This is a genomic window from Methylomonas sp. EFPC3, assembly GCF_029643245.1.
Classification (GTDB): Bacteria; Pseudomonadota; Gammaproteobacteria; order Methylococcales; family Methylomonadaceae; genus Methylomonas; species Methylomonas koyamae_B.
In genome coordinates, this window is sequence record NZ_CP116398.1 from 2,670,827 (window position 1) to 2,685,160 (window position 14,334).

The 14,334-nt window shown below is 54.7% G+C and carries 15 protein-coding genes; all 15 read right to left on the minus strand.

All coding sequences use genetic code 11. The annotated features are described in order from the left end of the window. Positions 1-7: 7 nt before the first annotated feature. The 15 genes from PL263_RS12010 to fliN all read right to left on the minus strand — a co-directional run bounded on the left by PL263_RS12010 (position 8) and on the right by fliN (position 14,320). Positions 8-754 carry a flagellar motor protein gene (locus PL263_RS12010; RefSeq protein WP_140913629.1) on the minus strand — a complete coding sequence of 249 codons (747 nt, stop codon included), beginning with the start codon at positions 752-754 and terminating at the stop codon, positions 8-10. Beyond that, complete coding sequence (locus PL263_RS12015) at positions 754-1,854, minus strand: chemotaxis response regulator protein-glutamate methylesterase (RefSeq protein ID WP_140913628.1); 1,101 nt, start codon at positions 1,852-1,854, stop codon at positions 754-756. Before PL263_RS12015 ends, PL263_RS12010 begins: the two co-directional genes overlap by 1 nt. A gap of 9 nt (positions 1,855-1,863) precedes the next feature. Further along, entirely contained in the window at positions 1,864-4,110 is a 2,247-nt protein-coding gene (locus PL263_RS12020) for a chemotaxis protein CheA (protein ID WP_278209602.1), read from the minus strand. Positions 4,111-4,121: 11 nt separating this feature from the next. Further along, positions 4,122-4,847 (minus strand): protein phosphatase CheZ, encoded by a 726-nt coding sequence (locus PL263_RS12025; RefSeq protein WP_278209603.1) that lies wholly within the window; start codon positions 4,845-4,847, stop codon positions 4,122-4,124. A gap of 16 nt (positions 4,848-4,863) precedes the next feature. Next, positions 4,864-5,250: a chemotaxis response regulator CheY gene (gene cheY, locus PL263_RS12030; RefSeq protein WP_140913625.1), complete on the minus strand. Its 387-nt coding sequence runs from the start codon at positions 5,248-5,250 to the stop codon at positions 4,864-4,866. A gap of 90 nt (positions 5,251-5,340) precedes the next feature. Further along, positions 5,341-6,087, minus strand: a complete 747-nt coding sequence (locus PL263_RS12035) for an RNA polymerase sigma factor FliA (protein WP_278209604.1) — start codon at positions 6,085-6,087, stop codon at positions 5,341-5,343. Then, complete coding sequence (locus PL263_RS12040) at positions 6,084-6,917, minus strand: MinD/ParA family protein (protein WP_222101925.1); 834 nt, start codon at positions 6,915-6,917, stop codon at positions 6,084-6,086. The genes PL263_RS12035 and PL263_RS12040 overlap by 4 nt, the downstream gene beginning before the upstream one ends. Positions 6,918-6,948: 31 nt before the next feature. Next, positions 6,949-8,364, minus strand: coding sequence for a flagellar biosynthesis protein FlhF (gene flhF / locus PL263_RS12045; protein WP_278209605.1), 1,416 nt, complete (start codon positions 8,362-8,364; stop codon positions 6,949-6,951). An 18-nt stretch (positions 8,365-8,382) separates the two neighbouring features. Further along, a complete protein-coding gene (flhA, locus tag PL263_RS12050) occupies positions 8,383-10,479 on the minus strand; it encodes a flagellar biosynthesis protein FlhA (protein ID WP_278209606.1) in 2,097 nt (698 codons plus the stop codon). 18 nt (positions 10,480-10,497) lie between these two features. Then, positions 10,498-11,625, minus strand: a complete 1,128-nt coding sequence (flhB, locus tag PL263_RS12055) for a flagellar biosynthesis protein FlhB (protein ID WP_278209607.1) — start codon at positions 11,623-11,625, stop codon at positions 10,498-10,500. After that, positions 11,626-12,402, minus strand: a complete 777-nt coding sequence (fliR, locus tag PL263_RS12060; protein WP_278209608.1) for a flagellar biosynthetic protein FliR — start codon at positions 12,400-12,402, stop codon at positions 11,626-11,628. It lies immediately after the preceding gene. Then, positions 12,399-12,668, minus strand: a complete 270-nt coding sequence (gene fliQ, locus PL263_RS12065; RefSeq protein WP_140913618.1) for a flagellar biosynthesis protein FliQ — start codon at positions 12,666-12,668, stop codon at positions 12,399-12,401. Before fliQ ends, fliR begins: the two co-directional genes overlap by 4 nt. Before the next feature lie 8 nt (positions 12,669-12,676). Further along, complete coding sequence (gene fliP, locus PL263_RS12070) at positions 12,677-13,432, minus strand: flagellar type III secretion system pore protein FliP (protein WP_278209609.1); 756 nt, start codon at positions 13,430-13,432, stop codon at positions 12,677-12,679. Beyond that, the gene (gene fliO / locus PL263_RS12075) at positions 13,419-13,862 is read right to left on the minus strand and encodes a flagellar biosynthetic protein FliO (protein WP_278212873.1); all 444 of its coding nucleotides are present in this window, start codon (positions 13,860-13,862) and stop codon (positions 13,419-13,421) included. The genes fliP and fliO overlap by 14 nt, the downstream gene beginning before the upstream one ends. Positions 13,863-13,867: 5 nt before the next feature. Next, positions 13,868-14,320: a flagellar motor switch protein FliN gene (gene fliN, locus PL263_RS12080; RefSeq protein WP_140913617.1), complete on the minus strand. Its 453-nt coding sequence runs from the start codon at positions 14,318-14,320 to the stop codon at positions 13,868-13,870. Positions 14,321-14,334 lie beyond the last annotated feature (14 nt).

Genomic DNA, 14,334 nt, shown 5'->3' on the forward strand with positions numbered 1-14,334 from the left:
CAATTCCTTACTTCTCGATCAAAAACCCGGACAATTTCAACTCGATATTGCGCGGATTTTCGCCTTCGGCGATCGAAGAAATCCCCTCGATCACCATCTCTCGCGCTTGGGAGACCTCGAAAATCAGACTTTTCAGCTTATTGGAGATCGGAATGAACAGCAAATTGGCTAGGCCGACGCCGTATATCGTCGCCACAAATGCGGTGGCGATGCCGCTGCCCAATAACTCGGGTTTGGCCAAATTCTGCATCACGTGTATCAAGCCGATTACCGCGCCGATAATGCCGATAGTCGGCGCGTAGCCGCCCATGGCCTCGAATACGCGTGCGGCCTGGTTATCCAAGTGCTCCTTGGTCGTCAACTCCACTTCCAAACAATCGCGAATCACCTCCGGCTCGTTGCCGTCTACCAAAAGTTGCAGGCCTTTTTTGGCGAAGGTGTCTTTTTCGCTATCGATGACGGCTTCCAAACCGAGCAAGCCCTCTTTTCTGGCCAGCGTGCTCCAACGCACGATCTTATCGATCTGTTTTTTCAACTGCAGATTTTGCGGCATAAAAATCCAAGCCAAAATGCGCATGCTGCGCAGAAACACCTTGGGCGGAAATTGCAGCAAGGTCGCCCCCAAAGTCCCGCCCACCACGATGACGAAAGCGTGAAAATTGACCAGGGCACCGATCTCGCCGCCGCCCATCAGATTGCCGCCGATTATCGCGGCAAACCCGATCAAAACCCCCAGAACGCTAAGAATATCCATCAGTGCAATTTGTTAAATTGGTTCGCAATCTCGTCCAGCGAATAAACATGATCGGCCAGCCCGGCTTCGGCAATCGCTTTCGGCATGCCGTAAATCGTGCTGCTGGCTTCGTCCTGCGCCCAAATCTGCGCACCGTGCTGGCGCAATTTCATCGCGCCGAGTTTGCCGTCAGCCCCCATGCCGGTCAGCACCACAGCTAACACCCGGCCATTGAAGTTATCGGCCAACGAGCTAAATGTGATATCGACACTGGGGCTGTAGATTTCGCCGGATTGTTTGGGCCGCAAGGTTATTTGGCGGGAGCCCGGCGTTTGTTTGAGTTGCATTTGTGCGGCGCCGGGACTTAACAGCGCCAGTCCGGGTTGTAGCATATCGCCGTCCTGAGCCTCTCTGACTTCGATGTTGCATAGCGAGTTCAGCCGCTCGGCAAAGCTCTTAGTGAAGTTGGGCGGCATGTGCTGCACCAGCAGGATCGGCAACGAGCAGTCAGCCGGAATCCGACTCAACACATATTGCATAGCCACCGGCCCTCCGGTCGAAGCGGCGACGGCCAACAGATCGACTTTGCCGTGTCCGGCTGGCGTCGGTTTGGCCGCCAACCCAAAATCTTTGCCGGCAACCGGAGTGCGGGTCCCGGTCAGGAAACCGCTGTCTCTGCTGATGCCGGTCTCACCGATCGTTTTAGCAGAATTCAGTTTCACTCCCTGTCCCGCGACCATTCGGACCCGGTACCGCAACAGGTAGCGGGCGGTTTCCCGGTTGGCATCGATGTCCTCCAATTGCTTGGGTAGAAAATCAATGGCGCCGGCGCTAAGCGCATCCAGCGTCGCCTTGGCACCAACCTGGGTCATAGCCGAAAACATCAGAATCGGCACCGGCCGAGTACTCATGATGCGCTTGACGGCGGAAATTCCGTCCATCACCGGCATATCCACATCCATGGTAATAACATCCGGCTGTAGCGCTGCCGCCATATCGACCGCTTGCCGCCCGTCGTTGGCCACGCCCACTACTTTGAATTCTTGGTCTTCTTCCAGAATTTCGGTGATTCTGTGGCAGATGAAATGGGAATCATCGACTACCAATACCCGAATGGCCATATCGCCAGATCAAACCGCGTACTTTTTCATCAAGCCCGGCACGTCCAAAATCAGCGCGATTTTACCGTCGCCGGTAATAGTCGCTCCCGCCAGCCCTTCCAGGCCGTGTAATTTGGCGCCTAACGCTTTGATTACCACCTCTTCCTGGCCGATTAACTGATCCACCACAAATCCGATATGACGGCCGCCGGCATTGACCACGACGACGTGGCTAGTGGCTTGGACTTCGCTGCTGGCGTAATAATCCTTAACCAACCATTCGCTGAGATAGAACAAAGGCAAGGCCTTGTTCCTGACCATAACCACCAACTGGCCGTCCACCTTGTTAGTTTTACTCAGATCCAAATCCAGAATTTCCAACACGCTGGCCAGCGGCAAAGCAAACGCCTGACCGCGCAACTTCACCATCAGCGTCGGCATGATCGCCAATGTCAACGGTACTTTGATAATGATCGTGCTGCCCTTGCCTTCGACCGAATCGATTTCGACCACACCGTTCATTTGCGCGATCCGGGTTTTTACGACATCCATACCGACACCGCGGCCGGAAACGTCGGAAATTTCGTTCTTGGTGGAAAATCCGGGCAGAAAAATCAGGTTGTAACATTCCTTATCGTCCAGTCGCGCGGCAGATTCTTCATCCATCAGACCTTTTTCTACGACTTTAGCCCGCAATAAATCCGGGTTCATGCCTTTACCGTCGTCCTTGATCGATAATTGGATGTGATCGCCTTCTTGCGAGGCTTTCAGGATCACAACGCCCTCGCGCGGCTTGCCTTTGGCCTCCCGCTCATCCGGCGACTCGATACCGTGATCGACGGCGTTTCTGACCAGATGCACCAACGGATCGGCCAAAGCTTCGACCAGATTTTTATCAAGATCGGTTTCTTCCCCGACCAGCTCCAAGCGAATTTCCTTTCTTAGGCTGCGCGCCAAGTCGCGCACGACGCGCGGGAAACGGCCGAACACTTTTTTGATCGGCTGCATGCGGGTTTTCATCACCGCCAATTGCAAATCGGCGGTCACCACGTCCAAATTGGATATCGCCTTGGACAACTGTTCGCCGGCCTCGGCGTTGGCCTTTAAGGTCTGGAACCGATTACGCACCAACACCAATTCCCCCACCATATTCATGATGTCGTCCAGGATCTGGGTGTCGACCCTCACGGTAGTATCGGCTTGCGGTGCGGCCTTGGCTTTATCCAGGCCAGGGTCCATCGCTGTAGCCTTGTTAGTCGGACGTTCGGCATCGTCGGCAGCTACCGGAGTAACCGCAACCGGCTCTGGTTTGGCACGAGCGGCTGGCTTGGCAACAACCGGCTCAGCAGGCGGCTCTGAGCTCGGCGTATCCTCGCTGCGCAGCTCAGCGGCGGGAGCTGTGGATACATCGATAGTTTGCAGATTCGCGGCATCGAATTTACCTTTGCCGTGCAATTGATCAAGGATCTGATCGAACTCGTGTTCAGTGATGTCGCCGGAGTCGGCCGCCGGAGTACTTGGCTGCGGCTCTGTCGCAGTTTCGACGCCACCCGAAAACTTGCCTTTTCCATGCAATTCGTCGAGCAAATTTTCGAATTCTTGCTCGGTTATTTCGTCATCGGCAGCTGCCGGAGCGGATACGGCGACGGGTTGAGTTTTTGCCGTCGGCGAGCCGCCTTTTCCGTGCAACGCATCCAATAAATTTTCAAACTCTTGCTCGGTAATCTCGTCGGAATCGGCTGCCGATTCATCGCCGGCCAACAACTCCTCAGGATCAAGCATGGCGTCGAAATCCTGCATCGCAGAGCTTTGCGCGACAATCGGCGGCACCGGCTCCACGGGCGTTTCAACGGCTACCGCTTCGGCTGCCGCCATCTCCCCCGGTCCGGCAGGCTCGGCGTAAGCCTTCAAACGGGTCAACAGGCCTTTGTCGGCGGGTCTGGGCGCATTGCCGGATCGGACCTGGCCGAACATTTCGTTGACGATATCAACCACTTGCAGGATCACGTCCATCAAATCCGGCGTAACTTGGCGATCGCCCTGCCGCAATACGTTAAATACATCTTCGGCATTGTGGCAAACATCCACCAATTCGCTAATCGCCAGAAATCCCGCACCGCCTTTAATCGTATGAAAGCCTCGAAAAATCGCATTCAGTAAATCCAGATCGTCGGGCGACTGTTCCAGCTCAACCAGCTGCTCGCCCAGTAAATCCAGAATTTCTCCGGCCTCAACCAGAAAATCCTGCAAAATTTCATCGTCCAGATCGATCGCCATAACGTTTTTCCTCAAAAACCTAGACTAGACAATAAGTCATCGACATCGACCTGGCTCGTCGCAACATCGCCTTCTCTATCATCCACACCAGGCACCACCGGCCCCGGCAATTCGTTCTCGTGGGCCGACTTCTGCGAACTTGGCCCGACTTTACGGCTGGAAATTTTGATCAGATTGACCATGCTGTTTTCCAGATCCTGCACCAAATCGATAACACGACGAATGATTTGGCCGGTGATGTCCTGGAACCCTTGAGCCATCAAGATGTCGTTCAAGCCCGCCTGAATTTTGTCCAGTTCCAGCCGCGACCGATTGAAATACTGGCTCAAATCGGCGCTCATGGCCTTGAATTCGTCGAACGGCATTTCCCGATCGAGAAAACGGTTCCATTGTCCCGCCAGTTGATTGACCCGATTGCTTAATTCGTCCGAAACCGGCAACAGTTCTTCCACCGCCGTCAAGGTTTGGTTAGCGGCCTGTTCGGTCATCGCAATGACATACTGCAAGCGCTCCTTGGCATCCGGTATGTCGTGCTCGGTCATTTCGGTAATCTTCGAATCGACCGAGAAACTCACCATGGTGTCGTGCAATTGCCGAGTCAAGCGCCCGACTTCCTGGAACAACTGCGTCTCTCTGACGCCGGCAACCTGATCCAGAATCTGGTCGGCAGTCGCTTCGTCACCTTTTTCCAAGGCTGAAACCAGTTCCCGGGCCAATTGCAATAGCTCATTATTCATAGCGCGCTTCCTGGTGTTAGCCGTCGATACGTTCGAAAATCTTTTCGATTTTTTCTTTCAACGTCGCAGCCGTAAACGGTTTGATCACATACCCGTTTACGCCAGCTTGCGCAGCCATGATGATCTGCTCGCGTTTGGCTTCGGCGGTCACCATCAGAACAGGGAGATTGGCCAGACTCGGCGTCGATCTGACCGCCTTAAGCAGGTCTATGCCGGTCATACCGGGCATATTCCAGTCAGTAATCAGGAAATCGATCCCGCCTTTTTCCAAAATTGGCAGTGCGGATTTACCGTCGTCCGCTTCTACCGTGTTGGTAAAACCGAGATCTTTTAACAAGTTTTTTACTATTCTCCGCATTGTCGAAAAATCGTCGACAATCAGAATGCGCATATTTTTATCCAAGGAAAATCTCCACCCAGATCACATTATTTATTAAGAAACAACCAGGCAAATTGCCGAAACTCACGAAAAAAACCTTGAAATAACCGCAATTTAGCAGGGATTTTCATTATCTTTCCGTTCTATCCAATCCGCAAGCCTAGCACGCAAGCGCAACATGGCTTGGCTGCAGATTTGGCTGACTCTCGACTCGCTGACATCGAGAACCTTGCCGATCTCACGTAAATTTAGCTCTTCATCGTAATAAAGCGAGATCACCAGACGTTCCCGCTCCGGCAATTCCGCTATCGCTTTGGCCAAGGCCTTGCGAAAACTCTGCTGTAACAATAGTTCATCCGGCTGGTGATGGCCCTGAACATCGTCGATGATACTGTCTTCGCCCTGGATCAATTCTTCGACGCTAAAGGTCTTACAAGACACTGCGTCCTGCAAAATCTGGTGGTATTCGCCCAGATCGATCCCCATATGCTTGGCGACTTCGGCATCCTTGGCGTCGCGTCCCAAGGTATTCTCAAGCTCGCGTATAGCTTCCGCCACCATGCGCGCCTTTTTATGTACGGAACGCGGGGTCCAGTCCGAACGGCGCAATTCGTCCAGCATCGCACCGCGAATCCGAATGCCGGCATAGGTCTCGAAACTGGCACCCTGGCCGGCGTCGTAATGTTTCAGCGCCTCCAGCAACCCCAGCATGCCGGACTGGATCAAATCGTCGAGCTGTACCGTATCCGGCAAGCGGCCCATCAAGTGGTAGGCAATCCGTTTTACCAATGGCGTATGCTGCGCCACCAAAGCGTCAATATTTGCGGACTGTACGGCCGCATACATTGCCGCTCCACTCATGCAACGTCCTCTTTTGCGCTGTACTGGATCATGCGTTCGACAAAAAACTCCAAGTAGCCGCCGGCTTTCGGTTTGATCGGCCAATGGTCGATCTTTCTCGCCAAATTTTTGATTGCCAGTGCCGCTTTGCTTTGCGGAAATGCTTCCACCACCGGCACCTGTTTTTGCACCGATTTTTTCAAGTATTCGTCTTGCGGCACCGCGCCGACAAATTGCAAAGCGACGTCCAGGTAGCGGTCGGTCACCTTGCTCAATTTATTGAACAACGCCTGGCCGTGCTCTGCCGACTGCACCATGTTGGTAATAATGTGAAAGCTGTTTAAACCGTAGTCTCGGTTCAGCAATTTGATATAAGCATAGGCGTCGGCCAGCGAAGTCGGTTCGTCGCAAACCACGACGATAATTTCCTGGCAGGCGCGGGCGAAATTGACCACGCTGGCCGAAATGCCGGCCGCGGTATCGACAATCAGCACGTCCAGTTCTCTATCGATCTCGCTGAACGCGCGAATTACACCGGCCTGCTCGACACTGGACAGATCCGACATACGTTGTATCCCGGAAGACGCCGGAATAATTTTCAGCCCGGCAGGACCGGTCATCATGATGTCTTGCAAGCTTTTCTCGCCGTTCAGTACGTGCGACAAGTTAAATTCCGGAAACAGGCCCAATAGAATGTCGACGTTGGCCAATCCCATATCGGCATCGAGTATGGCGACCCGCCGGCCGATCTTGGCCAGCGCCACGCCAATATTCACGGAAAGGTTGGTTTTGCCTACCCCGCCCTTGCCGCTAGTCACGGCGATCACTCGTACCGGTTTCATATGTCTCATCTGTCTTATTCCAGCTGCTTGATCGAATGGCTTATGCATGGCTTTCCGCCAACCACTCGCCGTAATTCAATTCGCCGCCATACGGACTGTCGCCTTCGCTACCGCTCATGCACTGCCGAATCAAGGTGTCGGCTTCCGGCTGATAAATATCCTCCGGTACTTGTTGGCCATCGGTAATAAACGACACCGGCATCCGCCGTTCGATAACAGCCGACAACGCAGTTCCCTTACTGACAGCCTCGTCCATCTTGGTAAGTATAGTCGCTTGTGGCTCGAGTATTCGGAACGCATCCATAATTTCCAGCATTGCTTTGTATTGCGTCGTTGCCGACATCACCAGGTAAGAACGGATCGGCAAATCGCCGTGTTGTAGAGTTTTCAGCTGTTCGGCCAAACGCATATCGCGCTGGCTCATGCCGGCCGTATCGATCAAAATCAGGCGTTTGTCGGCAAAGCTATCGATGTGCCGACGCAACTCGTCCGCATCGCCGGCCACGCGCACCGGGACATCCAGAATTCTGCCGTAGGTGTTGATTTGCTCATGGGCCCCGATCCGGTAATTATCGGTGGTGATCAATGCGATTTGGCGAGAGCCGTGCTTAAGAATAAATTGTGCTGCCAATTTGGCGACGGTCGTGGTTTTACCAACGCCGGTCGAACCGACCAACGCCGCAATACCGCCTTGCTCCAGCAAGCGATCGTCGGCAATCGGCACCAGCCCGGCCAACATTTCTCTGGCCTTATCCATCGCCAACTCGAGGTTTTTATGGCTACCCAGGCGGTTGGCAATTTTGCCGGACAAATGTCTGGAGAAACCGTAGTCGCCCAGACGCTCGCGCAATTCCTCGTGCATGGTCTGACCATGTTGCGGCATTTGCATGACGATACCGGACAGCTTGGCGTCCAACATACTGCGCAGTTCCTTCATTTCCTGGCGCATTTCGTGGATGAATTTGTCCGGCGCAGTGGCTTGAACCGGCCGCGGATCGAGCGGCGCCGGTTTCAATTTCGGGTCGGCGCCGGCCCAGGCCGGTTTTTCCGCAGGACGGACTTTTTCAGCTATTTTCTGCGCCTGACTATTGCCGACCTGGAGTTTTTCAGCGTAGCCGATGTACTGGTCCATGTGGCGTCGAATCGGATTTTCCGGCAGCGAACCGTCCGCATTACGTTTTCTGGCGCTGGGCAACACATGTAACGGTTTTTTGTCGCCATCGAAATCGGGCAAATCGACTTTCTTCGGTTCGCGCACCGGCGCCGGCGCCTTTTCTTCCTCGCGCTGTTTCAGATTCCGGTGGATCACCTGCTCGTCGAAATCGCGGGCCGCCACGATTTCGACACCGCCGTCCACCGACTTGTTGGACATAATCACCGCATCGGCGCCCAATTCTTCTTTGACCATGCGCATGGCCTGCCGTATGTCTGCTGCAAAAAAGCGTTTGATTTTCATTGCGCAACCTCTGTTTTATTAACGCTGCCCCACTGTCGAAACCACCCTGATCTGCCGATCTTGGGGAATTTCGTTATAAGCCAGCACATGTAGCCCCGGTATCGAATGGCGAACGAAGCGAGCCAACCAAGGACGGATGAAGGAAGACACCAGCAAAACCGGTGATTGCCCTTCCATTTCCATCCGCTGCGCACTGTCCTCCAGGGATTTGTGCATCTGCTCGGCCAGACCCGGCTCCAAGCCGGCCCCGCTCTCGCCCGCCGTTTGCAATGACTTATGCAATATCTGTTCCAACCCTGGATCGAGGGTAATAACAGGAATTTCAACCTGTACCCCATTGATTTCATGCACAATTGACCGGCCTAACGAGGCACGCACCGCCGAAGTTAAGATGTCCGGATCTTGACTCTTGACCCCGTACTCCGCCAAAGTTTCGGCGATGGTCCGCATATCCCGAATCGAGACCCGCTCTTGCAGCAGGTTTTGCAACACTTTTACCAACACGCCCAACGGCAGGGTTTTCGGCACCAAATCCTCGACCAACTTCGGCGCCAGCTTGGCCAGATTGTCCAGTAGCTGCTGCGCCTCTTCGTAACCGAACAGTTCGTGGGCATTACTTTGCAAGACATGGCTGAGATGGGTGGCGACAACGGTGCTGGGATCGACCACTGTGTAACCCAGAGTCTGCGCCTGGTCTTTTTGATTGCCGTCTATCCAGACCGCATCCAAACCGAAAGCCGGGTCCTTGCAAGGCGCACCAGGCAAACTACCGAACACCCGACCGGGGTTAATCGCCATTTCTTTTTCCGGCATGATATTGGCCTCGCCGACGCTGACCCCCATCAACGAAATCCGGTATTCCGTGGGCGCCAGATCCAGGTTATCGCGAATATGTACCGACGGAATCAGGAACCCAAGTTCTTGCGACAATTTCTTGCGTACGCCTTTGATCCGCATCATCAATTGGCCGCCCTGGTTGCGGTCCACCAGCGGAATCAGCCGGTAGCCAACCTCTAACCCGATCGCGTCGACCGGCATCACATCGTCCCATCCGAGCTCTTTGATTTCGGTCTTAGCCGCTTGCGGCGAGGCGATATTCACCGCCGCCAAGGCGGTTTCCTCCTCCAATTTGCGGCGGCGATCGATCAAATAGGCGCCGCCGGCCAAAGTCGATGCCAGCAGGATGAATACCAGATTCGGCATACCGGGAATGATGCCGAGCAAGCCCATCACTGCCGCGGTGACCAACAGGGTTTTCGGATCCTCGAACATCTGCGAGGTCAATTGCTTGCCGATGTCCTGTTTGGCGCCGCGTACCCTGGTTACGACCATCGCCGCGGCCACCGACAGTAACAAGGACGGAATCTGGGCGACCAAGCCGTCGCCAATCGTCAACAACACATAGACGTTGGCCGCATCGGAGAAACTCATGCCGTGTTGGCCGACACCGATCGCCAACCCGCCGATCATGTTAACGAACATGATGATGATGCCGGCCACCGCATCGCCGCGCACGAATTTGCTGGCACCGTCCATAGAACCGTAGAAGTCGGCCTCGGCGGCCACCTCTTCGCGCCGGGCACGCGCCTCGTCCTGATTGATCAGGCCGGAATTCAAGTCGGCGTCGATCGCCATTTGCTTGCCGGGCATCGCGTCCAGGGTAAACCGCGCGCTGACTTCGGCCACCCGCCCGGCACCCTTGGTCACCACCATGAAATTGATCACGATCAGGATCACAAACACGACGATACCGACTGCAAAATTGCCGCCGATCACGAACGAGCCGAATGCCTCGATCACTTTACCGGCCGCATCGCCGCCTTCGTGGCCGCGAATCAGCACAACCCTGGTCGAGGCCACGTTCAACGCCAGCCGCAGCAACGTCGCGATCAGAATCACGGTCGGAAACGAGGCGAATTCCAACGGCTTCAGGGTGTAAACCACCACCAGCAGGATAATCAGCGAAAACGCGATGTTGAAGGTAAAAAACAGGTCCAGCACGAACGGCGGTAGCGGCAGGATCAACAGCGACAACAGCATGATGATCAACAATGGCGCCCCCAGACCGAGGCCGGTGACCATTTTCAAGGCATTGGTTAATTTGCTGAAATCCATAACGGGCTCGGTAAGGCGCTATTGTTTGAAATCATCGGGCACCGGGACGTCGCCCGGCGGCACCGGCTTGATCCAGCCGTATTGAGAGGAAGCGCGTAATTGGTAAACATAGGCCAATACCTGCGCGACCGCCAAAAACAGGCCGCGCGGGACTTCCCGGTTCAAATCGGTGGAATAGTACAAAGCGCGGGCCAACGACGGCGCCGCTACCAGCGGCACTTTGGCGCCTATCGCCAACTGCCGGATCTGCGCCGCGATCAAATCGACGCCTTTGGCGACCAGCACCGGCGCTCCGTTGCCGCTCTGGTCGTATTTCAATGCAACAGCAAAATGGGTCGGATTGGTAACGATGACATCCGCACTGGGCACTGCGTCCATCATCCGCCGTTGCGCCGCTTCCATTTGCAGCCGCCGTTGCCGACCTTTGACTTCCGGACTGCCCTCCTGCTCCTTGGATTCGTCGCGGACTTCCTGCTTGGTCATTTTCAGTTGCCGCTGGTAATTCCACAGTTGGTAAGGCGCATCCAGCATCACCAGCAACACGAACGTGGCGCTTAAAATCAGCAGCGAGACCGATATCATTTCGCCGGCCTGCTGCACCGACTGCGCAATCGGCAGCCTGCTCAATGCCATGAATTCGTCGAAATTCCATTTGAACAGATTCCACGCCACCAGCGCCACCAATACGGTCTTCAACACCGCCTTGACCAATTCGACCACACCCTGGACGCCGAGAATTTTTTTGACGCCGGTCAAAGGATTCAATTTGGCGAAATTAAAGGCAAAGCCTTCGCTGGTAAAGTTCCAGCCGCCCAACAGCGTCGCCGCCACCAGATCGAAAACCGCCAACACCGCCAAGAACGGCAGAATGATCCAAACGCCGTCGGCAAAAGCCGTTTTTAGGTAGGTGGTCAAGGTCACCGGGTCGAAAATTTGCTCGCGCGATACTCGCAGCGGCCGCTTCATCACCTCCAACAAACCATGCCACATGCCCTGGCCGGCATAAAAGAACAGCGCCGAACTGACCATCAGCGTGACAAAGGTATTCAGTTCTTTGGAGCGGGGAACCTGGCCTTTTTTACGCGAGTCGGTGAGCCGCTTGCCGGTGGGGTCTTCGGTTTTGTCCTGACCGGATTCTTCCGCCACTTACTGCAACCTCAACAACTCGTTCACCAACGCAAAGCCCTGGTGCAACATATCGGCGAAGACTTCCAGCAAGGTCGGTAATCCTACCCAAATCAAGACCATCCCCAACATGATGGTTACCGGAAAGCCGACGCCGAAAATCTGCAATTGCGGCGCAGCTTTGGAAGCCACGCCAAAACTGATATTGACGAACAGCAACGCTGCCATCACCGGCATTGCCAACAATAAGCCGTCGGCGAATATGGTGCCGCCCCATAACGCCACCCGCCACAAATCGGCTTTTCCGATTCCGGTTGCCGCAATCGGCAGAGTATGGAAGCTTTGCGCCAGCATTTCGATCAACAGCAAATGACCGTCCACGGCCAAAAACAACAGACTGCCGCTGATCACGAACAATTGCGCCACGACCGGGACTTGCACGCCCGAGACCGGATCGACCATCGAGGCGAAGCCAAGCCCCATGCTGTAGGCGATGGCCTGACCGGCGAACAGCATGATTGAAAACACCATTTGCAGAATGAAGCCGGCAGTAGCGCCCAGGACAACCTGCTGGACGGCGACCAGTAAACCTTGGTAACCGAATACGTCGATTGTCGGCATGGCCGGCAAAGTCGGAAATATCGCCAAAGTGATCAGCAGGCTTGCGATCACGCGGACCCTGGCCGGCAAGGCGTTAACGCTGAAAACCGGGATGGTGATGAACATCGAACTAATGCGAAAGAATGGCCAGATGAAACCGGCGAGATAGCCCAATATCTCGTTTTCGGTGACGTTCATCCGATCAAGGAGGGAATATCGCGCATCAAGTCCTGGAAATAATCGATCAGCATTTGCAGCATCCCCGGACCCGCAATCATTAGTACCGCGATAATCGCGACCAACTTGGGGATGAAGGTCAGAGTCTGTTCCTGGATCGAGGTTGCCGCCTGAAACATCGAAACCAGCAAGCCCACGACCAGGGAAGCGATCAATATCGGCCCCATCAGTTTCAGGCCGATCAATACCGTGTCCTGCGCTACGTTTGAGATCGTTTCCGGAGTCACATTCAGGCCTACACGTAAAAACTGGCCGCCAGCATTTCCATGACCATGGTCCAACCGTCGGCCAGCACGAACAACATGATTTTAAACGGCAAGGACACGATCATCGGCGACAGCATCATCATCCCCATCGACATCAGTACGCTGGCCACGACCAGATCGATCACCAGAAACGGCAGGAAAATCAGAAAGCCGATCTGAAATGCGGTTTTCAATTCACTGGTGACATATGCCGGCACCAACAACGAAAACGGCACGTCTTCGGGTTTGTTGATTTGCTCACGGCCGGATATCCGGACGAAGGTATCCAAATCCGCCTCGCGCGTTTGCTTTAACATGAATTGTTTGAACGGTTCCGACGCCTTTTGTAGAGCGGTGACGGCATCGATCTTTTCTTCCAGGTAAGGCTGTACCGCGGTTTCGTTCACCTTTTCCAGCACCGGGGTCATAATGAAAATCGTCAGGAATAACGACAACCCCAGCAAGACTTGGTTGCTGGGAGCTTGCGCTGCGCCGATCGCCTGCCGCAATAGCCCCAACACGATCATGACCCGGGTAAACGCGGTCATTGACAACAATAACGCCGGCAGCAGCGTCAATAGCGTCATCAGAGCCAAAATCTGGATTGTGACCGTATAGGTTTCGCCGCCTTTGGAATTACTGGTCACCGTAATCGCATCCACACCGGGCACCGCCTGCACCCCCGCAGCCCACAGTAATCCACAGCCTCCCAGCAAAACCAAAATCAGCTTACTAGGCCCGTTCATCAGCTTTACTTTGCATGGCTTGCAATAATTTCTTCGCAAACGGGCTGACACTTTGCGGGTCGGACTGGTCGGCGAATAAGCGTTGCTCGCCTTCCAACTCGAGTAATTTGTCGATACGGCCGCTGCTGACACCTAACAATAATTCTTTTTCGCCGACGCGGACCAAAATCAGCTTTTCCCTCAAGCCCAGTGACAGCCCGGCCAGTACCGCTAATTTGTTTTTGCCGGCAAAACCCAATCCCCCAGTTTTTTTCAACGCCCAGGCCAACGACAAAAACAGCGCCAACACCAACAGCAAGGCCAACACCCATTGCGCCACGTCCGCTGAGGTCACGAGTTTGGCCCCCGCCTTGGGCGCGGTGGGCGAGTCTTCGGCCCAAGCACAGGACACCAGCCCCATCGCAAATATCAACCTTGCCAGACTTTGCACAATGTTCAACCCAGTTTTCGCACCCGTTCCGAAGGGCTGATAATATCGGTCAAACGGATACCGAATTTGTCGTTTACCACAACCACCTCGCCGTGGGCCACAAGCGTCCCATTAACCAGCACGTCCATCGGTTCGCCCGCGAAACGGTCCAATTCCACTACCGAACCCTGGTTAAGCTGCAACAGGTTACGGATATTTATTTTGGTTCTGCCGATTTCCAGCGACACGGTAACCGGCACATCCAAAATTACGTCCAGCTTCACCTCTTCGCCGCCAGCGGTCGGCTTGGGCTTACTGTCGCCCAAGTCCGGAAATTCGGCGGTGGAATAGCCGCTTGACCCCTTCGACACGGCCGCTTGTTCCTTCAAGGCATCGCCCCAATCCGCTTCCGCTTCGGCTTCCGCCTGCTCGTTCATGGCCGCGGCCCAATCGTCACCAATTTCGTCGTTCTCGCTCATCTCAATCCCTTCCC

What these genes read in the sequence shown, in the direction of transcription:
- PL263_RS12010 (WP_140913629.1), bottom strand. Translation starts at nt 754, where the DNA reads ATGGATATTCTTAGCGTTCTGGGGGTTTTGATCGGGTTTGCCGCGATA.
- PL263_RS12015 (WP_140913628.1), bottom strand. Translation starts at nt 1,854, where the DNA reads ATGGCCATTCGGGTATTGGTAGTCGATGATTCCCATTTCATCTGCCAC.
- PL263_RS12020 (WP_278209602.1), bottom strand. Translation starts at nt 4,110, where the DNA reads ATGGCGATCGATCTGGACGATGAAATTTTGCAGGATTTTCTGGTTGAG.
- PL263_RS12025 (WP_278209603.1), bottom strand. Translation starts at nt 4,847, where the DNA reads ATGAATAATGAGCTATTGCAATTGGCCCGGGAACTGGTTTCAGCCTTG.
- PL263_RS12035 (WP_278209604.1), bottom strand. Translation starts at nt 6,087, where the DNA reads ATGAGTGGAGCGGCAATGTATGCGGCCGTACAGTCCGCAAATATTGAC.
- PL263_RS12040 (WP_222101925.1), bottom strand. Translation starts at nt 6,917, where the DNA reads ATGAGACATATGAAACCGGTACGAGTGATCGCCGTGACTAGCGGCAAG.
- flhF (WP_278209605.1), bottom strand. Translation starts at nt 8,364, where the DNA reads ATGAAAATCAAACGCTTTTTTGCAGCAGACATACGGCAGGCCATGCGC.
- flhA (WP_278209606.1), bottom strand. Translation starts at nt 10,479, where the DNA reads ATGGATTTCAGCAAATTAACCAATGCCTTGAAAATGGTCACCGGCCTC.
- fliR (WP_278209608.1), bottom strand. Translation starts at nt 12,402, where the DNA reads ATGAACGTCACCGAAAACGAGATATTGGGCTATCTCGCCGGTTTCATC.
- fliP (WP_278209609.1), bottom strand. Translation starts at nt 13,432, where the DNA reads ATGAACGGGCCTAGTAAGCTGATTTTGGTTTTGCTGGGAGGCTGTGGA.
- fliN (WP_140913617.1), bottom strand. Translation starts at nt 14,320, where the DNA reads ATGAGCGAGAACGACGAAATTGGTGACGATTGGGCCGCGGCCATGAAC.